General features: G+C 61.8%; 24 protein-coding genes, 1 tRNA gene and 1 other RNA gene. 9 read left to right on the top strand and 17 right to left on the bottom strand.

Translation table 11 applies throughout. From position 1 onward, the window contains the following. Positions 1–41 precede the first annotated feature (41 nt). From B7Z66_11350 to B7Z66_11340, 3 genes are all read left to right on the top strand, one after another. Positions 42–317 (top strand): hypothetical protein, encoded by a 276-nt coding sequence (locus B7Z66_11350; protein ID OYV75846.1) that lies wholly within the window; start codon positions 42–44, stop codon positions 315–317. Continuing rightward, entirely contained in the window at positions 310–657 is a 348-nt protein-coding gene (locus tag B7Z66_11345) for a 4a-hydroxytetrahydrobiopterin dehydratase (protein OYV75834.1), read from the top strand. Before B7Z66_11350 ends, B7Z66_11345 begins: the two co-directional genes overlap by 8 nt. Before the next feature lie 352 nt (positions 658–1,009). Beyond that, on the top strand, positions 1,010–1,885 hold the full coding sequence (locus B7Z66_11340) for a ribosome small subunit-dependent GTPase A (protein OYV75845.1): 876 nt from the start codon (positions 1,010–1,012) through the stop codon (positions 1,883–1,885). A 24-nt stretch (positions 1,886–1,909) separates the two neighbouring features. Here B7Z66_11340 and B7Z66_11335 read toward each other — a convergent pair whose 3' ends face one another. From B7Z66_11335 to B7Z66_11295, 9 genes are all read right to left on the bottom strand, one after another. Then, on the bottom strand, positions 1,910–2,254 hold the full coding sequence (locus tag B7Z66_11335; protein ID OYV75833.1) for a histidine triad nucleotide-binding protein: 345 nt from the start codon (positions 2,252–2,254) through the stop codon (positions 1,910–1,912). Between the two features lie 49 nt (positions 2,255–2,303). Beyond that, on the bottom strand, positions 2,304–2,522 hold the full coding sequence (locus tag B7Z66_11330; protein OYV75832.1) for a hypothetical protein: 219 nt from the start codon (positions 2,520–2,522) through the stop codon (positions 2,304–2,306). A 301-nt stretch (positions 2,523–2,823) separates the two neighbouring features. Further along, positions 2,824–3,420 carry a recombination protein RecR gene (locus B7Z66_11325; GenBank protein ID OYV75831.1) on the bottom strand — a complete coding sequence of 199 codons (597 nt, stop codon included), beginning with the start codon at positions 3,418–3,420 and terminating at the stop codon, positions 2,824–2,826. A 10-nt stretch (positions 3,421–3,430) separates the two neighbouring features. Further along, complete coding sequence (locus tag B7Z66_11320) at positions 3,431–3,754, bottom strand: YbaB/EbfC family nucleoid-associated protein (GenBank protein ID OYV75830.1); 324 nt, start codon at positions 3,752–3,754, stop codon at positions 3,431–3,433. 199 nt (positions 3,755–3,953) lie between these two features. Next, the gene (locus tag B7Z66_11315; protein OYV75829.1) at positions 3,954–5,522 is read right to left on the bottom strand and encodes a DNA polymerase III subunit gamma/tau; all 1,569 of its coding nucleotides are present in this window, start codon (positions 5,520–5,522) and stop codon (positions 3,954–3,956) included. A gap of 92 nt (positions 5,523–5,614) precedes the next feature. Then, positions 5,615–5,711, bottom strand: an RNA gene (gene ffs / locus B7Z66_11310) — signal recognition particle sRNA small type. Positions 5,712–5,814: 103 nt separating this feature from the next. Further along, positions 5,815–5,904: transfer RNA gene (locus B7Z66_11305), tRNA-Ser, on the bottom strand. A gap of 67 nt (positions 5,905–5,971) precedes the next feature. Beyond that, complete coding sequence (locus B7Z66_11300; protein ID OYV75844.1) at positions 5,972–6,316, bottom strand: hypothetical protein; 345 nt, start codon at positions 6,314–6,316, stop codon at positions 5,972–5,974. Positions 6,317–6,383: 67 nt separating this feature from the next. Then, entirely contained in the window at positions 6,384–7,211 is an 828-nt protein-coding gene (locus tag B7Z66_11295; GenBank protein OYV75828.1) for a hypothetical protein, read from the bottom strand. Between the two features lie 55 nt (positions 7,212–7,266). On the opposite strand from B7Z66_11295, the gene B7Z66_11290 reads away from it, so the two are divergent. The 4 genes from B7Z66_11290 to B7Z66_11275 all read left to right on the top strand — a co-directional run bounded on the left by B7Z66_11290 (position 7,267) and on the right by B7Z66_11275 (position 13,565). Continuing rightward, positions 7,267–8,136: a hypothetical protein gene (locus B7Z66_11290; protein ID OYV75827.1), complete on the top strand. Its 870-nt coding sequence runs from the start codon at positions 7,267–7,269 to the stop codon at positions 8,134–8,136. 179 nt (positions 8,137–8,315) lie between these two features. After that, positions 8,316–11,042: a hypothetical protein gene (locus tag B7Z66_11285; GenBank protein ID OYV75826.1), complete on the top strand. Its 2,727-nt coding sequence runs from the start codon at positions 8,316–8,318 to the stop codon at positions 11,040–11,042. Continuing rightward, entirely contained in the window at positions 11,039–11,488 is a 450-nt protein-coding gene (locus B7Z66_11280; GenBank protein OYV75825.1) for a two-component system response regulator, read from the top strand. The genes B7Z66_11285 and B7Z66_11280 overlap by 4 nt, the downstream gene beginning before the upstream one ends. A gap of 13 nt (positions 11,489–11,501) precedes the next feature. Beyond that, positions 11,502–13,565, top strand: a complete 2,064-nt coding sequence (locus tag B7Z66_11275) for a hypothetical protein (GenBank protein OYV75824.1) — start codon at positions 11,502–11,504, stop codon at positions 13,563–13,565. A 58-nt stretch (positions 13,566–13,623) separates the two neighbouring features. Here B7Z66_11275 and B7Z66_11270 read toward each other — a convergent pair whose 3' ends face one another. The 4 genes from B7Z66_11270 to B7Z66_11255 all read right to left on the bottom strand — a co-directional run bounded on the left by B7Z66_11270 (position 13,624) and on the right by B7Z66_11255 (position 18,776). Then, complete coding sequence (locus B7Z66_11270; protein OYV75823.1) at positions 13,624–14,562, bottom strand: hypothetical protein; 939 nt, start codon at positions 14,560–14,562, stop codon at positions 13,624–13,626. A 2-nt stretch (positions 14,563–14,564) separates the two neighbouring features. Continuing rightward, positions 14,565–15,524 carry a glycosyltransferase gene (locus B7Z66_11265; GenBank protein ID OYV75843.1) on the bottom strand — a complete coding sequence of 320 codons (960 nt, stop codon included), beginning with the start codon at positions 15,522–15,524 and terminating at the stop codon, positions 14,565–14,567. Between the two features lie 74 nt (positions 15,525–15,598). Continuing rightward, positions 15,599–17,542 (bottom strand): asparagine synthase (glutamine-hydrolyzing), encoded by a 1,944-nt coding sequence (locus tag B7Z66_11260; protein OYV75822.1) that lies wholly within the window; start codon positions 17,540–17,542, stop codon positions 15,599–15,601. 46 nt (positions 17,543–17,588) lie between these two features. Then, the gene (locus B7Z66_11255) at positions 17,589–18,776 is read right to left on the bottom strand and encodes a hypothetical protein (GenBank protein OYV75821.1); all 1,188 of its coding nucleotides are present in this window, start codon (positions 18,774–18,776) and stop codon (positions 17,589–17,591) included. A 157-nt stretch (positions 18,777–18,933) separates the two neighbouring features. Between B7Z66_11255 and B7Z66_11250 the strand changes: the two genes are divergently transcribed. Then, the gene (locus tag B7Z66_11250) at positions 18,934–19,770 is read left to right on the top strand and encodes a hypothetical protein (GenBank protein ID OYV75820.1); all 837 of its coding nucleotides are present in this window, start codon (positions 18,934–18,936) and stop codon (positions 19,768–19,770) included. Positions 19,771–19,946: 176 nt separating this feature from the next. Here B7Z66_11250 and B7Z66_11245 read toward each other — a convergent pair whose 3' ends face one another. After that, positions 19,947–20,927, bottom strand: coding sequence for a hypothetical protein (locus B7Z66_11245; protein ID OYV75819.1), 981 nt, complete (start codon positions 20,925–20,927; stop codon positions 19,947–19,949). Between the two features lie 5 nt (positions 20,928–20,932). Beyond that, entirely contained in the window at positions 20,933–22,765 is a 1,833-nt protein-coding gene (locus tag B7Z66_11240; protein ID OYV75818.1) for a hypothetical protein, read from the bottom strand. 50 nt (positions 22,766–22,815) lie between these two features. Here B7Z66_11240 and B7Z66_11235 point away from each other — a divergent pair, with 50 nt between their 5' ends. Further along, positions 22,816–24,534 (top strand): hypothetical protein, encoded by a 1,719-nt coding sequence (locus tag B7Z66_11235; protein ID OYV75817.1) that lies wholly within the window; start codon positions 22,816–22,818, stop codon positions 24,532–24,534. Positions 24,535–24,638: 104 nt separating this feature from the next. Here B7Z66_11235 and B7Z66_11230 read toward each other — a convergent pair whose 3' ends face one another. Continuing rightward, a complete protein-coding gene (locus tag B7Z66_11230) occupies positions 24,639–25,781 on the bottom strand; it encodes a hypothetical protein (GenBank protein OYV75816.1) in 1,143 nt (380 codons plus the stop codon). Between the two features lie 257 nt (positions 25,782–26,038). Next, the coding region (locus B7Z66_11225; protein OYV75815.1) for a hypothetical protein at positions 26,039–26,262 on the bottom strand (224 nt) is incomplete at its 5' end.

Below are 26,262 nucleotides of genomic sequence, written 5' to 3'. Positions count from 1 at the left end.
TCATGAAGATCTATCAACTTGCAGGGATCGGGCTCACGGCAATAGGCCTATGGACGGCGGGATCCGCACGCGCCGCCACGAGTCCGGATGTAGCCCATGGCAAAGAGTTGCACAATGCATCCTGCCTGGCGTGCCACAACCCCAGTGTCTATACCCGACCCGACCACAAGATCCGCAGTCTGACAGCCCTGCACCGCCAAGTGGCAGCCTGCCAAAAAGCGGCGGGCGCCAACTGGAACGCCGCCGGTCGCAACGACGTGGTCGAATATCTGAACCAGACCTTCTACCATTTCGCCCCGGGAAACGGCCATGAGTGAGCAACTCACCGCCCGGCATTGCAAGCCCTGTGAGGGCGGCACCGAACCCCTCGATGCCGACGCGGCGGGCGTGCTCATGAAGCAGTTGCATGCCGATTGGGCCCGGGACGAAGCAAAGGGCGAAATCAGCCGGACCTTTCGGTTCCGGAACTACTATCAGACCATGGCCTTCGTGAACGCCGTAGCCTGGATCGCTCACCAAGAAGACCATCACCCGGACCTGGAGGTAGGCTACAACCGCTGCCACGTCCGGTTCAGCACGCACGCCATCGGTGGCCTGTCGGAGAATGACTTCATCGGGGCCGCGAAGGTGGACGCACTGGTCGGCGACCGGGACTGAACGCCGACCTCGCCAACACCCGATGCAAGCCCTCCGGCGCAACGCCCTGGGTGGCGCCCACCGCCACCGGCCGGCCCGATGCACGGTGTGCCCGCCTGCGGGCCGCAAGGGCATTCGCCTTGCAAGTGGGCGCAACATCACAGATGGCCGTTCCGTGGCGCACCCGAAGGACGTGTTCTCAACCCACGCGCCGCGCGTTGCAGTGCGTGGCTAACGTGTCTGGACCACACCCTTTGGGAGACTGCTGCGTCGGCCTCCAAACATGAAACACTACCCTAGGCCCGGCCCCCGCGTGCGGGGCTCCACCACCGGCGCGGACGGGGTCCACGACGGCACAACACATGCCGCGACCGTGGTGGCCCGATTGGGCGCCGCGGTGGCCGTGGAGGATGGGCACGGCGGGCTGGTGTGCTGCGTCATTCCGCGGCGCATCGAGGCCCCGGTATGTGGCGACCGGATCCGATGGCGCCCCACCGGTGCCGGCGCCGGCGTACTCACCGCCCTGGAACCCCGCCGCAGCCTCCTGGCCCGCCCAGATGCGCGGGGCCGCCTGCGACCCCTGGCCGCGAACGTCGACCAACTGGTGGTAGTGGTGGCACCGGCGCCTCCGGCCGGTCCCGACCTCATCGACCGGTACCTGATCGCCGCCGAGCACGAGGGTCTGGCGGCGCTGCTACTGTTACACAAGGAGGATCTGCTGGAAGCGGACACCCGCCCAGGGTGGACCCAGCGCGCCGCCCACTATCGAGCCCTAGGTTATCCGGTGATCACGGCCAGCGCTCACACCGGGACCGGACTGGGCCCCCTGGCCCGGGGCTTGGCCGGGCGCACCAGCATCCTGGTGGGCCAGTCCGGGGTCGGGAAGTCCTCCCTGGTAAACGCCCTGATCCCCGACCGGGAAGCACGGGTCGGTCTGCTATCCGCGGCCACCGGGTTGGGCTGCCACACCACCAGCACCACCACTTTCTACCCCCTGCCCGAGGGCGGTGCCCTCATCGATTCCCCGGGGGTACGTCAATTCGGTCTCGGCCCCCTGAATGCCGAGCACCTGGCAGCGGGGTTCGTGGAATTTCGTCCTTATCTGGGCCAGTGCCGGTTCCGCGATTGCCGTCACCGGGTGGAGCCCGGCTGCGCGCTGCGCGCCGCGGTGGATGCGGGGGCCGTAACCCGGGAACGCTACGAGCGATTCCTGCAGATTCAACAGGAACTGGCGCGGGAAGCAGGTTAATGCGTCGCGTTTCTTGGGACCGCCTCAGCCTGGGGGCCACCCCATGGGACGGCCCCCCAACAGATGCAGATGCAGGTGGAACACGGTCTGCCCCGCTTCCCGGTTGCAGTTGATCACGATCCGATAACCGGGTTCTGCGAGACCTTGCTCGCGGGCGATCCGCTGCGCGGTAAGGCAGAGCCGGCCGATCAGGCCAGCGTCCGCGGGAACCAGGTCGTTGAGGGTGGTGATGTGCCGTTTGGGAATCACCAGCACATGGGTGGGCGCCTGCGGGTGAATGTCCCGGAACGCGAGGATCTCGTCGTCCTCGTACACCACGTCGGGCTCGATCTCCCGGCGCACCATTTTGCAGAACAGACAATCCGCCATGCTGCCTCCCGGCTGCCCCGGATTGGGGCCACCAGGCCCCGATTACACCCTACGCATAATAATCGATACCGCTGGCCCGGTACTGCGGATCGGCCAGATGCTGATGGTCCTGATAGGCGGCAATACCCCCCCGCGTACCGGACTCCGACGCGCGACCCGCGCCGGGTCCCAGGGTCTGGCCCAGATCCGCGGACGCCCGCACATTACGCAGGAACACCGCCGGGTTGGGGTCCCGCTGGAGGACCTCCCCCTGCACCACCCGCTCCACCGGCACACCGGTCCCACGTCGAGCCACCGACTGGGGGGGCGCTGAGGATGCGCCAGACGCACGCGACGCCACCCCGGTTCGAACCCCCGGCGGCGACTGCCCGGGCACCCATGCGGGGACCCTGCCGATCTCCATGCTCGTCTCCATCCCCTCGGACCCCGGCCGGTGCTGGAAGGCAACCCGCAGGGAGCCGATTCCGGCTGCGGGAGGTTAGCGGCGGCCACCTCCTCTGCTTTCAGTATAATCGCCGGATCGTGGAATGGGGGAACCCCGGCGAACGGGGCCGGATGGACCCGGGGCACTAACAGTCCCGCCGCCCCCGGAACGCGTGCGAAAGGGTATCGCCGTCCACGTATTCCAGCTCCCCCCCCACCGGTACCCCTTGGGCGATGCGGGTCACCCGCACCCTGCAGTCCCGTGCCAAGGTACTCACGTATTGGGCGGTAGCCTCCCCTTCCGCGGTGAAGTTGGTCGCCAGGATCAGTTCCCGAACTTCCCCCTCCGCAAGGCGCTGGGCGAGGCGGTCCAGCCCCAGTTCCGTGGGGCCCACACCGTCCAAGGGTGAGAGGTGGCCCATCAGGACGAAATACAGGCCCCGGTAACCGGTGGCCTGCTCGATGGCCTGGGTGTCGGCCGGAGTTTCCACGATACACAACAGGGAGCGATCCCGGCGCGGGCTGGCGCAGACCTCGCAGATCTCCCCTTCGCTCAGGGAACGGCACAGGCCGCAGCGACACACCGCTTCGGTAGCCTCCGCCAGCGCCTGCGCCAGACGCCGTGCCCCGTCCCGGTTCCGCTCAAGCAGGTGATAGGCCATGCGCTGCGCGGACTTCGGACCCACGCCCGGCAGGCAACGCAGCGCCTCGATCAGGCGATTGACGATGGGCAGATGGGGCATGGGGTCCGATTCAGAACGGCAACTTCATCCCCGGCGGGAGCCCGAGCCCAGCGGTCAGGCCAGAGTAGCGCTCCTGGACCAGTTTCTCGACCTTCTGGACCGCGTCGTTCACCGCCGCGGCCACCAGATCTTCCAGCATGTCCCGGTCCTCCCCGCACAGACTGGCGTCCACACGCACCCGGCGCACATCGTGGCGCGCGGTCATCACCACACTCACCAGTCCGCCTCCCGCCTGCCCTGTCACCTCGAGGGAGCCGAGTTCCTCCTGCGCCTTCTGCATGTCCGCCTGCAAGCGCTGGGCCTGCTTCATCAGGTTGCCAATCCCACCTTTCATCGAACTTCCTCGCCTTCTTGAAAAACCGGCAGGGGTTTGCGCCTAGCCTGCTCATTACAGCACGGATGGTACGGCAGTATCAAAGCGATCCCTGGTCACGATCCCGCTCGTGAAATAGTCCCCGACGGCCCGTGTACAGGCGCATCCGGGTTCCCAATCCCCCGCCCCCGCGCACCCCCCAGATTACCCGGACAGGCGCTTAATCCACCGGCTGGATGGCCCCCGCGGGGACGTGGCCATCGAACGTTTCGCACAGCGCCTGGACAGTAGCGTCCTCGTGAATCACCCGGGCCGCTGCCGCATGGCGGGCGGCGTCCTCCCGCGCCCATTGCTGAGCCGGGGTCTCGGACACGGGCTTGCCCACCCGCATCACTACCCGCAGCGATGCCCCGAAATGACGCAATAGGGCCTGCTGAAGCCGTTCCTCGGTGCTACGCGCACGCAGGTGGGCCCGGGATTCGTCCAGGAGCAGTTGCACCGTCTCCCCGTCGCGCTCAAGCAGGTTGCAGTTGGCCGCCAATTCCCGCGCCGGACCGCCCAAACCCAGGCCCTCCTGTACCAGTGCCGCCCAACCCTGCGGGTCTACCGATGGCGCGGGGCTGGACCCGGACCCCATGGGCGGGGCCGTGGGACGGGACTCCCCCACGCCGGCGGGCTTGGCCACCCCTTCGTCCGGCACGGCCGGCGCCGGGCAAAACGCCAGCATCCGCAACAGGACCATCTCAAAGCCGCTGCGCGGGTCCGGCGCCAGGGGGAGGTCACGGCGTCCCAGCAAGGCGATCTGGTAATAGAGCTGGAGGTCCTCCGGGGCGAGTCGCGCGGCGCGCTGCAGGATAGCCTCCCGATCCCCTTCGTTCTCGTCCAGGGCCTCCGGGACCCGCTGAGCGAGGGCCAGACGGTGGAACAGGACCGTCAGGTCCCCCAGCACCCCGGCGAAATCCGCGGCCTGATCCGCCAGCTCCTCCACCTGCCCCATCAGCCGCGCCCCATCCCCGTCGGCCAAGGCATCCAGGAGTGCGAACAGGCGTTCCCCGGGGATGGTCCCCAGCATCGCCCGCAGATCCTCCGCTCCCAGCCTTCCGCCACCATGGGCGATGGCTTGGTCCAGGATGCTCAGGGCGTCGCGCATGCTGCCATCCGCCGCCCTGGCGACCTGCTGCACCGCCTCCAGCTCACTGTCCACGCCTTCCTGTTCCAGGATGGCCGAGAGACGCTCGGCGATGAGGGACACCGGCAGACGCTTGAGATGAAATTGCAGGCACCGCGACAGAATGGTTACCGGCAGGCGCTGAGGATCCGTGGTCGCGAGCAGGAATTTCACATGGGGCGGGGGTTCCTCCAGGGTCTTGAGAAGGGCGTTGAAGCTGTGAGCGGAGAGCATGTGCACCTCGTCCACCAGGTACACCTTGAAGCGGCCCCGGGTTGGCGCGTACTGCACGTTCTCCAACAACTCCCGGGTATCCTCCACCTTGGTGCGCGAGGCCGCGTCCACCTCGATCAGGTCAACGAAGCGGCCCTCGTCGATCTCACGGCACGCCGCGCACTCGCCACAGGGCGTGGAGCTTACGCCCCGTTCGCAATTCAGGGAGCGCGCCAGGATGCGCGCGATAGTGGTCTTGCCGACACCCCGGGTGCCGGTAAACAGGAAAGCGTGGTGCAGACGGTCGTGATCGAGCGCGTTTACCAGGGCACGCACCACGTGCGCCTGCCCCACCATCTCGGCAAAGGTGCGCGGCCGCCACTTGCGGGCCAGTACCTGGTAGCTCATCAGTCGGGATCCACACTCGACCCCGGGCGGAACCCGGGTAGATCTACAACACTCACCCGCGTCACATCCACGCGACCGGCGTGGGGCGGCGGTCGTGCCAGCCACACCCCGGCACCCGAAGCTGCTGTTACCGCTGCTCCCTTCCGGGCCTGACGGGGTTCACAACAGTTCGCTGCGGGGGGACCGGCACGGCCACCATTGAACCAGGGCAGGGCACAGGAATCCGCGTCGCAAGCCCGCCGGGTCACGCCAGGGCTTCGAACCCGGACTTCCGTTCCCTGCCGCCTTCCATTGGCGGAGAGGGAGGGATTCGAACCCTCGGTACGCTCACGCGTACACACACTTTCCAGGCGTGCTCCTTCGACCGCTCGGACACCTCTCCGGAGACATACGCGGACCGGGTCGAAGCCTACCCCAGATACCCCAGGCTTGCAACGCACCCGCACGGGTCAGGAACGGCTCGGTTCGCTGTCCGGGGGATAGGCTGCCATGGGAAACGCCATCACGCTTGCGCCTTTCCCAGGCCATTCGCTGATCTTGCACGCGCCCTGCTTTTCCACCTCGTCGATCCGTACCACGGCGTGGAGCGGCACATGGAACCGCTTGACCCCGGAGAACTCGGTCCGCAGCCGCTCCTCGGAGGGATCCACCACCACGGAGGATTTCTCGCCAAAGATCAGGTCGGACACCTCGACGAAACCATACAGGCCGCCCTGCGACACCGCACGGGCATAGACCTCGTAGACCCGGCCCTGATTCAGGAAAACTACCCGATAGATCCGTTTGCTGGCCATGGCCCCGTTCCACTGCATTTACATGCCTTCCAGCATACCACAGCCGGATACCCGCACCGCGCGGGGCTCAAACTGATACGGTATGCTCCGGGCGGAAGCCACGCGCCGGATCATTAGCGTAGCCGCGCGGATTGCATAGCACCCGCACCCCGCGACAAGGGTAGTCGAAGGCGTGGTGCAGATGCCCGTGTATCCACAGGGCAATGGGCTGGCGCGCCATCACCTCCTCCAGATCCGCGCAGCAGGCGTGGCGGTAGGGACTGTCGGCACGCCCGGTCCAACTGCGGAACGACGGCGCGTGGTGGGTCACCACTACCGTCGGGCCATCGAAGGGTTCCGCCAAGGTCCGGGCGATCCACTCACGGGCGCCGCGGTGGGCCTCCAGTAGATCGTCAGGCGTAAGCGGGACCCCGTCCCTGTGGATCTGCTGAAAATCGTTCATCGCTTGGTGGACGGCCTCCATGACCCGGGGATCCCCGTCCGCGTAGTCGCCCCACAGGGTACAGCCCAGAAACCGCACACCACCCACCACCGCCGTCTCCTGTTCCAGAACCCGCACGGCGCTGCCCGCGGCGGCGCGGCGCAGGCGCTCGGGGGCCTCGGCGAGGTCCTGGCCCCAATATTCGTGATTACCCGCCACGTAGAGCACCGGGCGCTCCAGGGACTGCAGCCAGTCGAGGCCCTCCCGGCCGTGCCCAATGTCGCCCGCCGCGACCAGCAGATCGGCCGCGCCGGCAGGCGGGGCCAGGGCGGTATGCTCCAGATGCAGATCAGACAACACAAGCAAACGCATGATCAACGACTTCCGTGCGTAGAGATCCGTAACGCGGGCCCATGATACCGGGCTGAGCCAACGTCTGCGAGTGGCGCCGGCGGATGCAATCGGCACCGCCATCCGCTAAACTTACCGTATCCCTGGCGGAACCCGCCGGACGCGGCGTTACAGCCCCATGTCCAGTGTCAACTCCACCTCTCAGCTGCACGAGCAGCTGAACCGAAACAGCACCCCCTACCAGGACCCCTTGGTCCGGGTCGGATGGGACGCGCTGAGTCTGGACGAATACTGGCTGCCGGAGTCTGCCGTCTCCCTGCATGGAACTACCGAATACCGGCAACTACCCGCCGCGCAGCGGCGCAGGCTTTCCCAGTTCGAGTACATCCATTTTCTGCAGGCCGGATTGTGGCTCGAGGGCATCTTCATGGAACGTCTGGGTCGCTCCCTGCGCCGACCCGATCCGGACCTTCCACGCCACATCTACCGCCTCCACGAACTGCGTGAAGAAGCCGGCCACAGCCTAATGTTCCTGGAGTTGATGAGGCGCAGCGCCCTGCCCGTACCGGCTACCCGCATGCACCGGCCCAGCCTGATCAATCTGCTGGGACACCGGGCACCGTTCCACTCCGTGCCGTTCTGGATCGCGGTACTGATCGGCGAGGAACTACCGGATCGCATGAACCGGCACCTGCGCATGCACCGTGAGGAGATCTGCGCAACGATCTACGACATGGTCACGTTGCACATCATCGACGAGGCCCGGCATATCGCCCACGTGCGGGATCTGCTGTCCCAGCGGCTGCCGAAGCTGGCGTCCTGGCGGCGCGCCGCGCTGCGTCCGCTGCTGCGCGCTGCACTGAGACAGTTCGTGGACGTCTTCTATTTTCCAGCGCCGCAGACCTACGAGGCGGCGGGACTCACGCCAGGAACCCAGTGGGCACATCTGGCGCGGCACAACCCCGCCCGGATCCGCTTCGTGGACGAGACCTTGGGGCCTACGGTGCGGATGCTGGCCCATATGGGGTTCCCCATGGGCTGGCGATAACACGCCGGCGGATCGACTGCCGGCGGACACGCCCGTCAGAACGGTCGCACGCCGGTGCCAACGCCGGCGCGGGCGTATATAACAGGCATTCGTCGTAAGCGCGAGTGCCCCCTGGCCGGCGAACCCCGACGTCGCGCCGGGACCTCCCATCCCCGGTCAAGGAACGCACCCGGGCAGACATGGACGCATACACCACAGCGATTACCTTCGACGCCGACGGCCGGGTGTTGTTCATCGGCGGAGCTACCACGGAGTTGGTGGGCACGAATACCGGCGCGGCGGCGGGTCGATTCCTCGCTGATGTGCTGTGCCCGCCAATACCCGCCACGCTTCAGGCGCTGTTATCGGTCCGCGCTGAGGCGAGCCCGTTACAGGCCACCCACCAGACGCTGGAACTGTGCGGAATAAACGGTACAGCGCAGACATTCAGTGCCCGATTCCAACCCATACACGACCCCTGGGGCACCTATATCGGCGGTACCCTGCTACTGAGCGCCTCGGTGGACGACCCCGTGCAGGCCCCGATCCAACGATGGTTGGACGTGCTGCCCGTCGAGGCGTTCTACCTGGACCGCGACCAGCGCATCCGTTTCGTCAACCGCGCGTTCCGGGAACATCACGGGATCCACACGTCAGAGCCCCTCGGAGCCCCTCTGCGTGCGGTCCTGGGCGACACGGCCTATCGCCAGGTCCAGCCCTATATCGAACGGGCCATGGCCGGCAACGCAGCTGGCTTCGAAACCGAGCTGGCCGGGACCGGCGAGGCCGCGCGCTACGTCCTGGTGACCTATAATCCAGATATCGATTCTAACGGCGTGGTAAGGGGGCTATTCGGCGCCGTTTACGACATCACCGGGCGCAGGCGTGCGGAACAGCGGCTCCAGGAGGCACTACGGCACCTCCAGGCCCTCTACGACGCATCGCCTGACATGATATTCCTGCACCGGCCGGACGGGCGGCTCCTCGACGTCAATAGCAACGCGCAGCGCCGCTACGGCTACTCCCGGGAGGAGATGCTGGACACCGGACTCCACGAGTTGATGGGGGCCGGGTGCACCCTGGCCGAGGCCGTCAAACGCATCGGCCGGGTCGTGGCGGGGGAAGACCTGGACTTCGAGTGGGTCGCGAAACAGCGCGATGGACAGGAGTTTCCGGTGGAGATCCGCCTGCGGCGGCTCGCGGATACGCATGGCGCGGAACCGGGGGAACCGCAAGTGCTGGCCGTCGTGCGCGACATCACCGCGCAAAAACAGGCGCAAGCAGAATTGCGGGCCCACGAGCACAAGTTCCGCGCACTCGTGGAACAGTCCCTGGTAGGCATATACATCATCCAGGAGAACTGCTTGGTGTACGTCAACCCGGGCATGGCCAAGATCTTCGGTTACCGTCCTGAAGAGATGGTAGCCATCAAACGCCTGGAGGATCTGGTGATTCCGGAAGACCAGGAGTTTGCGCGCCGCAACCTCGCGCGGCGTTTCCGCGGGGAAATCCTCGCATTGCCCTACCCACTGCGCTGCCTGCGGGCCGACGGCCGAGCGATCGACGTGGAGGTGCACGGCGTGCGTACCGACTACGACGGCCGGCCCGCGGTGATTGGGGCACTGGTGGATATGACGGAACGCGTGCGCGCTGAACAGGCCCTCCATCGTCTCACCGATAGGCTGCGGATCCTCACGGATCTGGACCGCGGCATACTCGGCCTACGTTCACGGGAAAACATGGCGGGCAGCTCCCTGCGCCATGTGCGCCGCCTGATCCCGGGTACTTGCGCCAGCATCACTGAAATCGACCACGCCAGCTCCCGGTGTCAGGTGATCGCCAGCGATGCCGAGTACCCCATGAGTGTCAGCGCAGGCACCCACTTTCCGTTGCACCACTATGGCGAAATTGCTCGCGCCACGCCGGATCAGATCTTCCGCTTTGGACCGGACCAGGGCGATAAGCAGACGCCCCCGGCGTTTTTCGAGCGCTTTCAGGAACGGGGCCTATTATTCCATCTCGTGGTTCCGTTGTTCGCCCATGGAGCCCTGATCGGCACCCTCAATCTGAGCGCGCAGAATTCCAAGGCGTTCTCCGATGACCATCTCGAGCTCGCCCGCGAAGTCTCCGCACGTCTCGCCATCGCCTTGCACCAGGCACGTTTGACGCAGGAAATTCGACACCACGCCGCCGAATTGGAAGACCGGGTAGCGACCCGCACGGCACAGTTGGAGGAAACCAACAGCGAGCTGCAGAGTTTTGCCTACTCCATCTCCCACGATTTGCGCGCACCACTGCGTGCCATGCACGGGTTCGCAAATGCCATCATGGAGGACTACGCGGAACAACTGGACGATACCGCCCGCGAGTACGCGCGACGCATTGTCGCCGCGGCGTCCCGCATGGACGGCCTGATCCAGGATCTGCTCACCTATACCCGGGTCGGGCGCGGCGAGATCCGGCACGAACCGGTGGATCTGGAACGCATGATCAAGGAGATACAGGAGGAATTGGCGCGCGAGATCGAGGGCCTAGGCGCACGGGTCGAAGTGGAACACCCCCTGCTGTCGGTCCACGGGCACCGCTACACGGTCCGCCAGGCACTCCTCAATCTCCTGACCAACGCCCTCAAGTTCGTGCCTCCTGGCGTCCCGCCACGAATTCGACTCTACACGGAGCGGCGCTCAGAAGCGGTCCGCCTATGGGTCGAGGACAATGGTATCGGGATTCACCCGCGACACTATGAGCAGATCTTCGGATTGTGCGAACGTTTGCACGGCAGCGAAGCCTATCCCGGATCCGGTATTGGGCTCGCCATCGTGCGCAAAGGAATGCAGCGCCTGGGCGGAAGTGCGGGGCTTGAGCCCTCAGCCGGTGGCGGCAGTCGTTTCTGGCTCGAATTGCCACCCGCGGAGACTCCGCGATGAATGCCAAGGATCATACGATCCTCCTAGTCGAGGACGACCCCAATGACATCTTTCTCATCCAGCGTGCATTCCGAAGCGCCAACTTGGCGAATCCCATCCAAGTCTTGGAGGACGGCGAGGAGGCGGTGGCCTACCTCGCAGGAAGGGGACGCTATACCGATCGGCACCAGTACCCGCTACCCGTGTTGATGCTGTTGGATCTAAAGTTACCCCGAAAGTCCGGGCTGGAAGTAATCGACTGGGTACGGGAACAACCCGGGCTGCGCCGGCTCCCAGTGGTGGTCCTAACCTCGTCCCGGGATCACGCCGACGTGAACCGTGCTTACGATCTGGGCGCCAATTCCTATCTGGTGAAGCCAGTGGCCTTTGAAGCTTTACTGGATATCGTCAAGACGCTCAACCTGTACTGGTTGATACTGAACGAGCCGCCGGGACTCGGAAACTGATCCGGGGCCTGTCATGCCAAACCTCCCCGAATCACCCATCCTCCGCCTCCTGCTGATCGACGACGATCCCGACGACCGCGCCCTGGTTATCCGTACTCTGCAGCGGGAATTCTCCTCCCTCCACGTGGAACAAATACACGATGAGAACCAGTTTCGCGCGGCACTGAACGCAGCGCGGTGGGACCTGGTGATCACCGACTACCAACTACGCTGGAGCGACGGACTCACGATCCTGAACACCGTAAAGGAGAACCAACCCGCTTGTCCGGTCATCATGTTCACCGCCACAGGTAGCGAGGAGGTGGCGGTACAAGCCATGAAGGCGGGACTGAGCGATTATGTTCTGAAGTCCGCCAAGCATGTCACGCGGATGCCCGCTGCGGTCCGCTCGGCCTTGGAACAGGCCCGGCGCATAGAGGCCGTACGCGAAGCCGAGACCCGCTACCAAAGTCTGTTCGACGGCGTCCCTATCGGTCTGTTCCGGTCCACGCCGGACGGAAACATACTCGACGCCAACCCCGCCATGATCGATATTCTGGGCTATCGCAGCCGCCAAGCGATACTGGACACACCCATGGCCGAGTGGTTCGCACGGGATCAAGACCTCGAACGCCTGCGCTTGAAGTTGAGCAGCACCACCGCCGTACGCGCCTACCCGCTCCAACTCCGCCGCTTCGACGGAACGATGGTCTGGTGCGAACTGCACGCCCACAAAGTGGCCGGCCCGAACGGCGACACCCTGTATAATGAGGGAAGTCTAGAGGACATCAGCCAGCGCAAACAGGCGGAAGCGCGCTTAAGTCATCTCGCCCATCACGATGCCCTCACAAGTCTTCCCAACCGGGCCCTATTCATCGACCGCCTGCAACAAGCCATCTACCGCGCGCGCGCCCACAACCGCATGGTCGTCGTCCTGCTTCTGGACCTTGATCGCTTCAAGCTCATCAACGAGACCCTGGCGCATGATGTCGGCGACCGGCTTTTGCAGGAGATCGCCGCGCGTTTGGCGCGCACGGCGCGCGGCGGCGATGAATTCGCGTTTCTGATCGAAGATATCACCAATCCGAACGAAGTAGCGCCCCTCGCCGCTACGATACTGACGGCACTCGACTCGCCCTTCGCGCCTTTCGGTCATGAACTGTTCGTAACAGGGAGTATAGGCATTACCGTCCACCCACAGGACGGTCAAGACGCCCTCACCCTGCTACGCAATGCCGACACCGCAATGTACCGTGCCAAGGACCGCGGCCGTAACAATTATTTGTTCTATACCGCGAACATGAACGCCAAGGCACTCGAACGGCTGAGCTTCGAAACCCATCTACGTCGCGCATTGGATCGCAACGAATTCGTCCTGTACTACCAACCGCAAGTGGATATCGCCACTGGCGCAGTGACGGGAGCGGAAGCGCTCATTCGCTGGCGGCATCCTGAATTTGGCACCGTATCCCCCTCGCAGTTCATTCCACTCCTGGAAGAAACCGGCCTCATCGTTGCGGTGGGTGAGTGGACCCTGCGAGCCGCGTGTCGCGCACGCCTCGCGTGGCAAACAGCTGGTGTGCCCACCTCGGTTCCAGTCGCCATTAACCTATCGATACGCCAATTCAACGACCCGGCATTGATCCACCTGCTGGAGGATATCCTGATTGAGTACCAGGTCCCAGCCTGCTGCATCCAATTGGAGATCACCGAGAGCATCATGCAGGACCCAGAGCACGCAATCGAGGTGCTACAAACGCTAAACGGGATGGGTATTCAGCTGGCAATGGACGACTTCGGCATCGGGTATTCGTCCCTGAACTATCTGAAACGCTTCCCCATCCACACCCTCAAGATCGACCGATCCTTTATCCACGGTATCCCGGACGACGCCGACGACACCGCAATCGTTACCACCATCATCGCACTCGCACACAGCATGAAATTACCCGTAATCGCTGAGGGCGTGGAAACCGATCGCCAGCTGGAGTACCTGCGGCGCTACCATTGTGATGCCGCTCAGGGGTATCTGACCGGCCGTCCTCTTCCACCGGACGAGGTCATTCCACGCCTGCTTGATGGCCGCGCCCGTTGCTGATGAGCCGACAGGTGATACCCCTATCGCGCGGGTTCATCCAGCAACGCTACGCGCCTTTCTAGTTGATGATCTCATCAATGGTGTAGTCTTTGATATCTTTTGCATGGCTGAAGATAATGATCTCGCCGACCAACCCGATGGCGAAGATCTGGATGCCGAGGACGACCAACAACGACGCCAACAGCAACAACGGGCGATTGGACAGTGACGTATTGTCGAGAAATCGATCGGCAACCAGGTACACCACCAGTGCGGCACCCAGGGCGAATACCGCAGACCCGAGCAACCCGAAAAACCGCAATGGCTTCTTGGTGAATTTAGTGAGAAAAAACACTGACAGCATGTCCAGTAAACGCCGCAGATACACCCCGAATCCATAGAGCCGTTTGTGGGCATCCCGGGGTGATTGTGGAATATCAATCTCGCGGACCCGGAACCCCTGACGAAAAGCGAGTACCGGTAGAAAGCGGTGCTGGTCTCCGTACAGTGTAATCTCTTCCAGCACACGCCGTTTGAAGGCCCGCGCCCCACAACCCATGTCGTGAAAGCGCAATCCGGTGATCCGGTTGAGAAAGAAGTGGAAACCGGCTGCCTGGAGCCGGTTGAACCGCGAATCAATGCGTGGCCAGCGCCGTGCCGCAACAAAGTCGTGCTCCCGCAGGCCGGCTATCAACGTTGGAATCCCGGACGGCTCGATTTGTTCGTAGGCGGGAAGCGTGAGTATCCATTCACCGCGCGAGTGGTTAAAACCGACCATGATGGCCGTCGCCTCGCCGAAGGACCGCGACAACGCAATGACCCGTAGCTGCTCCCCGTCATGCAATAGTTCCTTCAATTCCCCTAACACGTCAGGATAGCGTCCGTCGAGTACGTAGGTGATTTCAAAATCCAGCCCACTCTCGCGTAGGGCATCCCGATAACGGAGATACAGATCCCGGACGTTATCAAAGCGTTCTGTCACAGGGATGATGGCCGAAACCATGGGTCGACCATCCATGTTCACCTGCCACCCCCAACCGGCGTAACTTCAAACACCTCGGCAGTTACCTCCGAAAGTTTCTCGATCTGCACGTCGCCAGTCCGATAAACAAGTTCGCTAAACACGCCAGAGAACATCATAAAGGCCGCCTCGGCACCGAACAGTAGGCTGATTCCCATGGATATCAACACCGGGCTCCCGTGAAGCGCCCATGGGTCCAGCAAGGCCGCTAACAGCGCGCCCACGCTGATCACTAAACTCCCGCCCGCGATGGCCCCAAACCATAGTAGCGGCCGGTCTACCGAGGACAACAGTGTCTTGATCGTGACCAGATCCAGCAACACGCGGTAGATACGTGACAAGCCGTACTTGGATTCCCCATAACGGCGCGGAAAATGGTTCACGGGAATTTCCGCGATTTGTGCGCCAGCCAGGCTCGCCATAGCCGGAATGAACCGGTGCATCTCGGAGTAGAGTGGGATCATCTTGATAAGTACAGCACGATACGCCTTGAGCGAGCATCCGTTGTCATGTATCGGAACGCCCGTAACCTTTCCGATTAGCCAATTTGCGACTTGTGATGGAATCTTGCGGGTCAGGAGTCGATCTTGTCGATGAAAGCGCCACCCGACCACGACGTCGTACCCTTTGTCGAGCATCTCCAGGAATCGTGGAATATCGTCCGGATCGTTCTGCAGATCCCCATCCATGGTCATGAGGATCGCGCCGTCCGCGTATTCGATGCCCGCTGCCATAGCTGCCGTCTGTCCATAATTCCGACGAAACCGGATCGCCCGTACGCGTGGATCCTGCGCTGCGACGGCTCGTAACTCCTCCCAAGTCCGATCACCACTGCCGTCGTCCACAAACACCAGCTGACTTCGCAGCGTCAGTCGGTCTAGGGCCGCTACGATACGCTCGTACTGCGGCCGCACGTTCTCCTCCTCATTAAAAAAAGGCACCACGATCGACAGATCCACTGGGATAGCCGCCGCTATCCCGCCGCCCAGCGCCTGCGCGCTCACGGCTATCGGCATCTTACTGACTGTTCCGATCATGCCGCGTCTCGTGCAGTATCCACACCGCGGATTCGCTCAGCGAGGTCATTCCGCGACTCCCCTTCGATCCGCATCCGGTACCATACCTCGCTGTTGAGCAACAACCACAGGCGGTTACCATGATCGGCCGCCCCCGAAAGGTGTTCCTGAACGAGGTTGTCGATTGGCCCCTGGCAAAACAGCCCGTCCCTAGCCAGATGTGATTTGCGCAGAAACAGTCCAAACAGCGCGCGGTACTGGGTAGCCAGCATGTAGGGCAACGCCGAAGAGAATCCTTGTTTAGGACGCTGCAGTACAGCGCGCGGGAGATAACGCTCGGCGAGCCGTGCCTGGATATAGCGCAGCGATCTACCACGCACCTTGAGTGATACCGGCAAGCGCGCCGCAAATTCCGCCAGGCCATGGTCCATCAACGGGCTGCGGGCCTCCAAGCCGTGCGCCATGGTCATCCGGTCAAGGATCATCACCGGGTGATCCGGCAGCCGCACCCGGCTGTCGGCGTACAGCATTCGATCCACGGGATCTGCGGCCCTAGCCTCGGAATAGGGAATCCGTATCGCCCCCTCCGGATCGCCCTGCAACGCGGACACCATTCCCGGTCCGTACAACTCCAGCCGCGACGGCGCGTCGAAATAGAAATATCCCAGACTTTTGGCGTAGCGCTCACCACCCTCCAGAAACGACAATCGGTGCAGCCACTTCGCCTGGTGCGCAGCGCTCTTATACCAGCGTCCGTCCGGGATGATACGCAACAGTGGACCGATGCCATAACGACGTACTACCCGAGGGATAAGCGCGTAGACCTCGGCATAACGGTTGCCGTAATAACGATCGTAGCCACCGAAAAGCTCATCGCCACCATCCCCGCCAAGTACCACCTTGACACGTTCACGAGCCATCGCGGAGATCGCGTACATGCATACGGACAATGGATCGGATGGCTCGTCCAGATGCCACACCAACGCCGGAAGGGTCTCCAACAGCGAGGGTTCGACCACGCGTTCATGATGCACGGTCCCGTATCGCTCTGCGACCATCCGCGCATACGGCGCCTCGTTGAAACGCTGGTACGGGAGTCCCATCGAAAAAGTCTCTAAGGAATCTGCGATTCCGTGCTTCATCAACATAGCGACAATCAGCGTAGAATCCATACCGCCGCTCAGAAACGCACCGACCGGGACGTCGCTGACAACGTGTAGGCGCAGTGCTTCGATGATCTCCGCCTCCAGGGCATCTACCATATCGTCCTCGGTGCCCTGGAGCTTGGGTTCGTATTCGAGGTCCCAGTAACGGGACACGTTTGCTCTACCATGCGCTCCGAGCAGCAAGGTGTGGGCTGGCGGCAGCTTGTGAATTGCCCGGAACATGCTGTTTGGTGCAGCGATCAACCGCAACGTCAGATACTGATCGAGTGATGCCTCATCCAGCACCGCGAGCGCCGGATCGAAAGCCAGTAACGCCTTGATTTCCGATGCGAAGATGAACTCCTGACCACGCTGCGCATAGAATAGGGGCTTCTGTCCGAGTCGATCCCGGGCCGCGAACAGGGTACGCCGCCTAGCATCCCAGATTGCGAATGCAAACATACCGCGCAGACGACCCACGCAACGTTCACCCACAGACTCGTACAGGTGCAGAATCACCTCAGAATCGGACTGGGTCGAGAACCGATGACCCGCTGCCTCGAGTTCTTTCCGCAATTCGCGGTAGTTGTAGATTTCCCCGTTGCACACCAGCCAGAGGGTCTGATCCTCGTTCGCAATCGGCTGATGCCCTCCTTCCAGGTCGATGATCGAAAGCCGCCGCTGCCCCAAGGCAACGCCCTCCGCAAGATGGAGTCCCTCGTCGTCAGGCCCGCGGTGGCGCAGCGCATCCAACATGCGTCCGACCCCATCGCGACCGCAGCGCGACCCGCCGACGATTCCCGCAATCCCGCACATCCGATTCTAACCCCCAGGCCCAGCGCGAGAGCACGCGCCGAGCTCTTCAACCACGTTGCGACGGCCCGCCATTGGGTTGGACGCGACGCTCCTCGATTACCTCCTGAAACAGCGATTCATACCGGGCAGCGCATTGGTCGATAAAGAACTCCTCGACCCGGCGAGCATTCGCAGCCCCCACCCGAGCCGTCAGCTCGCGTTGCTCGATAAACTGCCGGCAGCGATCACCAAAGGCACGCAGGTCGTTGAGGGTGACCACACCTCCCGTTTCTCCATCCGTCAGGAAATCCGTCTGCCCGCCATGGTCATAGCACACTACCGGCAGGCGGCAAGCCATGGCTTCCAGAAACACCAGTCCGAATCCCTCATGCTGGCTCGTGGATACGAACAGATCCGCCATCCGTAGTACGGAGAATTTTTCCATTTCACCGAGATGCCCCAGGAACTGGATGCGCCCTGCAACACCCAACGCGTCGGCCTGGGCGCGCAGTTCGCCTAGGTGTGGACCCTCCCCGATTACCAGCAGCTTTACTGACCCTGCTCCTAAAGCAGGCAACAACGTGATCAGCTGGTCGATAGCCTTGCGCCCGACCAACCTGCCAACCGTAACCAACAGGAAATCGTCCCTTCCCACGCCATAGTCGCTCCGGAGCGCCACACCGTCGGGAGGACGGCGGATGCCCAACGGGATAAGTGCTGGCGAGCTACGTTCCGTATAAATGCGACGCATGTTGTCCAAGGTGTTGTGGGACTGCCCAACGACTCGGTCCGCCGCGACCAGCAGCCGCCGGACCCAGGCGCGCAGTGGACCATGGCGGTGGGGTGAGGTCCATTTGCTCGGGTCATACAGGTCGCCACCGTGGACCGAAAGGACGTTGGGGGCCCCCGAGAAACGCGCAAGCGACGCACCTACCGGACCCGACGGCAATACGAAGTGGGTATTGATGATGTCGACCCCCCCGGACCGCAACAGGGCCTTCCCCGCCCGAGCCCCAGTAAGCATGTACCCGAACATCGAGATAAAGCTCGCGGTGGAACGGTTCCGGCGCAACAGGACCGGTACACGCATGACCCGAACCCCCGCTTCGATGGCATCCGGCGCAAGCCCGTCGGCCCGCGACGTAAGGACTGTAACCTGATGGGTCTTGGCCAATTCCTCAGCCAGCAACGCGGTAATGACACCCCCACCGCCGCCCAGCGGCGGATATTCAAAATTGCAGAACAGTATCCGCATACTCGTGCGGTCAGCCCCCGCAGCGGTAAAAAATCACCCGGGCGACACGGGCCAGATCACCCGAGGCGGACCCGGAACTCGGGGAACACCCTTAGTCGCGTTGTAAAATTTCTCGACACTGGTATTCATCACTGCCTCCCAATACCCTATAGGTAAAATGTCCGGAAAGCGAGCGCGAGGTCCTGCCGGGCGCCCGTCTGCACCCATCTTGTACTCCGACCGCCAACAGGTCAGAGGGGAGAAATCAGTGACACGGCCGAAGCGAGAATTAACCGCCCGCATAGAACCCTTCGACTCTTTCTGGGAAGCGCCTGATGACATCGAAAAGGGCTATTCGAAATTTCGCCGGTTCTATAAGCACAATTACCTGCGACTGCTGCCACCCGATCGCGGAGCCAGAATCCTCGTCGTTAGTTGTGGGCCTGGTTACTTCGTCGACCTGTTGACCCGCGAGGGTTACACTAACGTATTGGGGATCGACTCCTTTCCATCCAAGGTCCAATACGCCCGTGATCGGGGCCTCAACTGCCGGGTAGACACCGCTTTTGAGTTTCTCGGAGGTAGCAACGACCCTTATGCCGCGATCTTTTGTGAGCAGGAACTGAACCATCTAACTAAAGACGAGATGATTGAATTCCTGGCACTGTGTCGTGAGAAACTACGCCCCGGTGGCACCCTACTCGTCCATGGGCTGAACGGCGCTAACCCCATCACGGGCGCCGAGGCGTTGGCACAAAATTTCGACCACTACAACACCTTCACCGAATACACCATGCGGCAGATACTCGAATACACTCACTTCGAGAAAATCCGCGTCTTCCCTTTAAATCTTTACGTGTTTTACACCAACCCACTAAACTACGTGCTGATGTTGGTCTCCGCGCTGTATACCTTGATCTTCCGGATCAGCTTTGTCCTGTATGGCAAGAAAAACCGCATATTCACCAAGAAGATCGGCGCGGTGTGCCGTCGCCCGGACACGGCAGCGGATTAACCCGACACCATCGGACAACTACGATCCGGTGCGTGCGCGGATCGCTTCGGCCGCCCGCCGCGCAAATCATTTATTCCGTTGCGCCTGCTTGGAAGCACCACACCTTCTGGTACGCCCGCGCCTAGCACCTCATCAATATGCAACCCGCCGAATCGCCCTCCAAATTAAAAACGCAGCTATAGCAGGCCACGGTCCCGATACCATCGCACCGTGGCCTCCACGCCGCGATGGAAATCGCTCTGCGCCTCAAAGCCGAGTAGGGATGCACTTTTCTCAGGCGAAAAATAAAAACTTTTTCGGAAAAAATCCAGCCGCCGCCGATGCAACGGAGGCTGTATACCAACTCGGCCAAGTGTATTTTCAAGAACGACCGCCGCCGCCAGAAATGGCCACATCGGCAGGGAAAGCCGCGCTCCACGCTTACCGAAAGCAGCGCCAACTACGTCCACCATGTCACGCGTAGTCAGCACCTCTGACCCCGCCAGCACGAAAATTTCACCTACCGCATGTGGCGAACGTGCCGCAAGAGACATACCGCGTATCAGGTCATCCACGTAGATCAGTTGATGCAGATTCAGGCCCGGACCGACCAAAAAAAACGTGCCCTTCTCAACCGCACGAAACAGCTTTAGGAGCCTGTAGTCACCCGGCCCGTAAGTCTCTGATATTCGTATAACAGTGACCGGGATTCGGTCGGCATAGGAGAGTGCAACGCGTTCGCCCGCCAGTTTGGTCGTTCCATACACATTCGCAGGACTCGGAACGGTCAGCTCCGAGAGTTGGCCGTGAGCTGCTGATCCGTACACCCCGATCGTGCCGCCGTGCACAATACGCTCCACTCCAGCTACCAACGCGGCCTCGCACACGTTTCGCGTTCCTTCGACGTTTACTTGGTAAAAATGATCAGCACCGACATTCGCTTCATGCTGAGCGGCGGCCAAATGGTAGACAACCCCTACCGATGTCATGACGTCGCGCAACTGTCCTGCATTGGTCACTGAACCGTCAATAACATCCACGCCAGCGGTCCGCAGCTCTTCAGCGTTCGCCTCTTCGATTCGCGTATTCCGTTGACCGAGTACCACTACATCATCGCCATCGGCATGCACACGCAGCGCCAAGCGAGAACCAATGAAACCCGTTCCCCCGGTAATCATCACTCTCACGACCCGCCCCCGTTCTCGACACAACTCCGATCATCAACGTCAGACGTTTTTGTCCTAAACGGGAATTCGCACCGCACATCATCAAGTTCCACTTGCGTCTGCTCCGCAGACCAACCGAGTTCGGCCGCTGCTACATGAGCGCACTGCTCGAGCGCCACCCCCCCTGGATCTCCTGCGGTAGCCAGATCGGTCCTGCGAAAAGCAAGGTCACCGAGGCGAAACGCCGCCTCCCGGCGTATCGCGTGCACAATTTCTGCTTTCAATACTGTCGTCTCCCCAAAAGTCTCTCCCAGTTCGGGATTCTCTGCCACCAAACCCAGAACATCGTGATACCGGCTCCCATGGTTGTGCAGTAACGCGCGTAGCACCGAGCGCCTGAATCTGTTGCCCTCAGCGTGTACAACTGACTTGCATAAGGCGTCAAAATCGCCAATATCACCACCCGTCACCGGTACATGCGCGGTCGTGGATCGGGGCCACCCATGACCAAGTTTTTTCACAACCAGATCAACGGCACTCTGCGCTTCACCTCGCGCCATGGTATAACGAACTCCGATAACCGTAATCAATCCCTTCACCCCATGGACGCGCTCATGATCCACGATGCGTGAACGTTTCCCATAACTCAGGTCCTTGGCTCCCAGAGCGTTTTCGCCGAACGGAACCAGACCGAAATTGACCATCCCGACTTCCCCCGCATTCAGCTCCAGCGCGGGGTACGCATCATTTACCTCCCGGATGTATCCTCCTAGCTCATCCCAACTCGTCCCGACCCGGTTAGGTGGTGCATCAAAGACCCTATGCCAGACACCGACGAGCGTGAATTCCCGCCACGGTACGATAAACAGATGCCGTCCCGATCGGCTAACTATCGCGTCCGGATCGCGCGTTTGCGTCTGCACCGCGAGCGCCCGACCATGCCGTGGCCGCCGGCGCACTACCATACATAGGTCCCTGGAATACCTACCCACAGGCGCAAGGCTGAGATTGGCGTCGGATTTCAATAGCGGTTCCGCCCACGGCCCAGTCGCGTTAATCACCATACGGGCATCGATATCGAACGCCTCGCCGCTCAACATATCGCGCGCGCGCACACCGCAGACCCCACCGCCATTCCTTCTGAATCCAAGCGCCTCCACGTAATTAGCCACATCCGCCCCGGCCTCAGCGGCCGACCGCACGAACGCGAGGACTAACCGTGTCGGGTTGTACATCTGGCCATCAAAAAATTCCACGCCGCCCGTGAGTCCGTTGCGTTCAAGGTCCGGGAAGAGCTCTGCAACGTCAAAACGACCCAATGCCCTACCGCGCGGGATACGCCGCGCCGGATCCCGAATCCCAAGATTCCGATCCGCCGTCAATAGGTCGTAAATCGATACCCCCGCCATCAGCAATCCGCGTCCGCTACTCCCGTGGCCATAGGTCGGAATCACGATCGGAAGCGGTTGGACTAGATGTGGTGCAATTGTCAGCAGTGCACGACGTTCCCGGCAAGATCCACGCACGCGCGCAATGTCGCCGTGTTGAATGTACCGGATTCCACCATGGACCATCTTGAAGGAGTTGGCCGAAACGCCTTCTCCGAAATCACGCTGCTCGATCAATGCTACGCGTAGTCCGCGGCCAACCGCATCCCATGCCAAACAGCCCCCAAAGATTCCTCCCCCAATAACGAGAAGGTCATAGCCACCGCGCGCCAGCGCTGATAAATTCCGTCGCACGTCACGCTCCTTGGGTAAACGGCCTACTGCGCATCCAGCAGGCGGGTCAATGACATTCAGCCGCCGCGGATCGGGGGCTGCCCACGATACATGGCTGGCAAACTCCAAATCGTCGATACGACTGCGCTGTTTTCAAGCCCACTGTTCTGTTACGATTCATGGACAAGAATACCAGAGACGCCGTTTATATTGGCCGCCGGCCCACACTGCCCACCAGTTTATTTAGCACCGTTTCAGCATCAGGCCCGAACGTGAAGACGAAATCACTGCTGCCCTTTCTTTTCGTAATGGCGCTCGCGCTGATTCCACGCGTCATAGGCATTGGCGCCTATCTGGTCGCCGATGAACAGCTATGGATCGTCAGGTCAATCCGGTTTCTGCATGCCCTGCTGAGCGGCGACTTCCCGGCCACCAACCAAGCCGGGCACCCCGGGGTGATCACCATGTGGCTGGGGGCCCTGTTCATCGGACTGCGGACCTTGCTCGGACCTTACGTCTGGCTCAAGGACTTCATGTGGCCCGCACAGTTCGCCGTTGCCATAACAACAGCGGCATGCATCGCTGCAATGTTTCTGCTGCTCCGTCGTATCTCAGGACTTTGGGTGGCAGGATTTTCGGTCGTATTCCTGATCTGTGACCCTTTCTATCTAGCGCTTTCACGCATTTTCCATGTTGACGCACTACTCGCGAGCCTGATGTGCGTAAGTGTTTTGTTGCTCATAGCAGCGATGGAGGAACCCGAGCGCGGACGCTCTGTACTCCTGGCATCCGGCGCCTTTGCCGGACTCGCACTACTCGAAAAACTACCCGGGGTTTATCTATTGCCGTTTTCCGCGGCCTTGGTACTGTTCTACCCCCTCATCCTTACGACAACAAACAGCAACCATCCCCGCGCCTACGTGATGCGGATCCTCCCCTGGAGTGCAGCTGCCGCGGCGGTCATCTATCTACTGTGGCCTGCCTTATGGAGCGACCCGTTGATTCTTTTCCATTCCGTTGAGCAGGCACCCGCAATCGCGGCCCACGCGAACGGCCAGTTTTTTCTCGGTCAACCGGAGCGCAATCCGGGCGGTTTCTTTTACCCCACGGTGTTGCTATTCCGCAGCACCCCCCTGTCACTCATCTTGGCCATTGGTACGTCGGTATTGATCCTGTACCGCTGGCTGAGCAGGCGCGTGTTGCCGCAATCCTGGGAACGGCTGGGACTCGTCCTTCTGCTCTATATGGCCGGCTTCATGCTCATGATGTCTTTTGGCGCAAAGAAGATGGACCGTTATTTACTGCCGGTATTCCCCGCCCTCGACATTCTGGCCGCGATCGGTGCCGCAGTACTGTTCAAAGCCCTTCGATGCCGCTTAAACACTATTGCCTGGAAGACGTTAGGCGTAGCAGTGCTGGCGGGACTGGGGGTGATCATGCTTGCGCCGATCGTACGCCTCTATCCTTATTACCTATCCTACTATAGCCCACTCGCCGGCGGGCCACGCGCGGCCGTGCGGTTTTTGCTCGTCGGACGTGGCGAGGGGCTGGACCAGGTAGCCCACTATCTCAATTCCCTACCCGACGCACGGCGCATCACCGTCGCCACCGAATTCCCGTATCTCCTGCAACCCTTGTTTCATGGGCACGTTATGAGCACGCAAACTGGGCAGTATAAACCCCTGACCCTCGAGCGCGCCGACTATCTAGTGGTCTACATCTCAGGACGGCAGGAGCAGGAATTGCGTTTGCCCGAACCCGTAATCCGCTATTATCAAACGCACCAGCCAATCCTCCGAATCGTGATCAACCACATCGACTATGCCGATATCTATAAGCTGCGGTCTCGGGTGCCACAGCCGCGCATCGATACGCCGGAGATGCGGCGTCACCCATAGGACGACTATCCCCGTACGGCGGATGCCCCGACACACCGGCGATAGCGGCTTGGCGACCGTCGATCACCCGCACCTAACGCGTCCTGCCAGTGCACAGACGGCGGCTACGTAGTTCCCAGCACGCCACGGTACATATCTAGATACTCGGCGATCATTTTTGGTCGCGTAAACCGTTCTTTGACCTGCTGGTATGCCGCGGAACGGATTCGAAACGCGACTTCTCGATCCAGTCCCATCATCATCCTCAGCTTATCGGAGAGCCCCTCCGGCGAGCCGGATGGGAAGAGAAACCCGGTGCGTCCGTCTGCGATGATTTCCGCGATCCCAGGCACGTCAGATCCCAGGCAAAGTGAGCCACAAGCGGAAGCCTCCAAGAGGGTTAACGGGAACCCCTCGGCACGGGAAGGTAGAACAACCGCCTCCGCTTCGCTATACAACGGTTGAAGGGCATGGTTGTCGACCGCTCCCAAGAACCGGATCGAGCCCGACAAATTCCACCCCTGGACCATCCGCCTGAGCGCCGGCCCATCCGGACCCTCCCCCGCAATACGAAGTTCCAGCCCCGGTAGCGAACCGGAAATCTCACGCCAGGCGCGTAGGAGCAGGTCGACACCCTTCATGGGGTGCAGGCGTCCCACGAACAGTACATAGGCTTGTCCAGAACGCGGAACGGGCCTCCGCGGTTCTTCCAACCAGTACTCCCCTATCCCGTTGTAGATAACAACGCCCTTCGTCTCCACGCGCGGATACTGCCGGCAAGTATCCGCGAGCATCGACCCACTTACGGCGCTGACAACATCCGCGCGGGCAAATAAACGCCGTTGCCAAACTCCTACCCTCGGATCCGACTGCGGCGCGACTCGGATCTCGCTGTTATGCACGGTCACCGCCAGTCGCCAACGGTGAGGAAGTGCATGGGCACCGACCGCGGGAATCGATTGCCCGATCGGAAAATGAATATGCAGGATTTCCGCGCCCCACTCCCGGATGGCTCGCCGCAGGTGCAACGTGGCGCGCGCGGCCGATGCCCAGGATCGGGGGCGCGCCCACGTGGGAAAAGACGCCGCCGCAATCGTCCAGATGGGAACTGCACTTGTCAGGGGGCGACGCCCGCGCCAACGGCTACCCATCTCGACAACGCCCGTCGGATGGCCAGCCTCAGTGAATGCCCCAGCCAACTGCCGCACCAGCAGCTCCACGCCTCCCAGGGTATCCAGTTCATCGTAATGAACCAGCAGGATTTTCATAGTTGAGCTCGTGGAATCGACTCGGGCCAGACGTTCCGCCCTACTGCGCTGCGAAAAACAAGGTAACAGTACTTCTTGTGTATCGCGTTCACCAATCGATGCTACCAATCATACGGCCCCAACCCCGTTCAACCTCCCAACGGGAGGCAGGAACGCACACCTGAAGGTCGGACTGCTTGATTGCCCTTACACAATACTCCGAATCAAGCCAGGCGGGGCACCGATGTCCGAGTCAGGACATCGGCTACACCACCGCATCATTGGTCAATCGCCAACACCCGGCGCCGGCGGCGTGCCGCAATCCCGTACACAGAAATTAATCCAGTTGCCAGGGTGAACGGGCCCAGGGAACCGCCTCCCCCCGTGGTGGGCGTCCCCCCTCCCACGGTGGACACTACTGGACCGCTGGGATCGACGATGACGCCATTGACCACACCGTCCGCATCCCCCGCACCTCCATCCACCAGGGTCAGCGTCGCCG

The organism is Chromatiales bacterium 21-64-14, from assembly GCA_002255365.1.
Lineage (GTDB): Bacteria > Pseudomonadota > Gammaproteobacteria > 21-64-14 > 21-64-14 > 21-64-14.
The sequence above is the reverse complement of the archived record's forward strand: the minus strand, read 5'-3'. Positions and strand labels throughout refer to the sequence as shown.

Bases quoted from the DNA above. Each gene is read 5' to 3' on its own strand.
- B7Z66_11275 (OYV75824.1), top strand. From the start codon at position 11,502: ATGCCAAACCTCCCCGAATCACCCATCCTCCGCCTCCTGCTGATCGAC.
- B7Z66_11320 (OYV75830.1), bottom strand. From the start codon at position 3,754: ATGAAAGGTGGGATTGGCAACCTGATGAAGCAGGCCCAGCGCTTGCAG.
- B7Z66_11315 (OYV75829.1), bottom strand. From the start codon at position 5,522: ATGAGCTACCAGGTACTGGCCCGCAAGTGGCGGCCGCGCACCTTTGCC.
- B7Z66_11235 (OYV75817.1), top strand. From the start codon at position 22,816: ATGGACAAGAATACCAGAGACGCCGTTTATATTGGCCGCCGGCCCACA.
- B7Z66_11345 (OYV75834.1), top strand. From the start codon at position 310: ATGAGTGAGCAACTCACCGCCCGGCATTGCAAGCCCTGTGAGGGCGGC.
- B7Z66_11260 (OYV75822.1), bottom strand. From the start codon at position 17,542: ATGTGCGGGATTGCGGGAATCGTCGGCGGGTCGCGCTGCGGTCGCGAT.
- B7Z66_11230 (OYV75816.1), bottom strand. From the start codon at position 25,781: ATGAAAATCCTGCTGGTTCATTACGATGAACTGGATACCCTGGGAGGC.
- B7Z66_11250 (OYV75820.1), top strand. From the start codon at position 18,934: ATGTCCGGAAAGCGAGCGCGAGGTCCTGCCGGGCGCCCGTCTGCACCC.
- B7Z66_11295 (OYV75828.1), bottom strand. From the start codon at position 7,211: ATGGCGGTGCCGATTGCATCCGCCGGCGCCACTCGCAGACGTTGGCTC.
- B7Z66_11245 (OYV75819.1), bottom strand. From the start codon at position 20,927: ATGATTACCGGGGGAACGGGTTTCATTGGTTCTCGCTTGGCGCTGCGT.
- B7Z66_11325 (OYV75831.1), bottom strand. From the start codon at position 3,420: ATGCCCCATCTGCCCATCGTCAATCGCCTGATCGAGGCGCTGCGTTGC.
- B7Z66_11285 (OYV75826.1), top strand. From the start codon at position 8,316: ATGGACGCATACACCACAGCGATTACCTTCGACGCCGACGGCCGGGTG.
- B7Z66_11300 (OYV75844.1), bottom strand. From the start codon at position 6,316: ATGGCCAGCAAACGGATCTATCGGGTAGTTTTCCTGAATCAGGGCCGG.
- B7Z66_11335 (OYV75833.1), bottom strand. From the start codon at position 2,254: ATGGCGGATTGTCTGTTCTGCAAAATGGTGCGCCGGGAGATCGAGCCC.
- B7Z66_11255 (OYV75821.1), bottom strand. From the start codon at position 18,776: ATGCGGATACTGTTCTGCAATTTTGAATATCCGCCGCTGGGCGGCGGT.
- B7Z66_11290 (OYV75827.1), top strand. From the start codon at position 7,267: ATGTCCAGTGTCAACTCCACCTCTCAGCTGCACGAGCAGCTGAACCGA.
- B7Z66_11280 (OYV75825.1), top strand. From the start codon at position 11,039: ATGAATGCCAAGGATCATACGATCCTCCTAGTCGAGGACGACCCCAAT.
- B7Z66_11270 (OYV75823.1), bottom strand. From the start codon at position 14,562: ATGGATGGTCGACCCATGGTTTCGGCCATCATCCCTGTGACAGAACGC.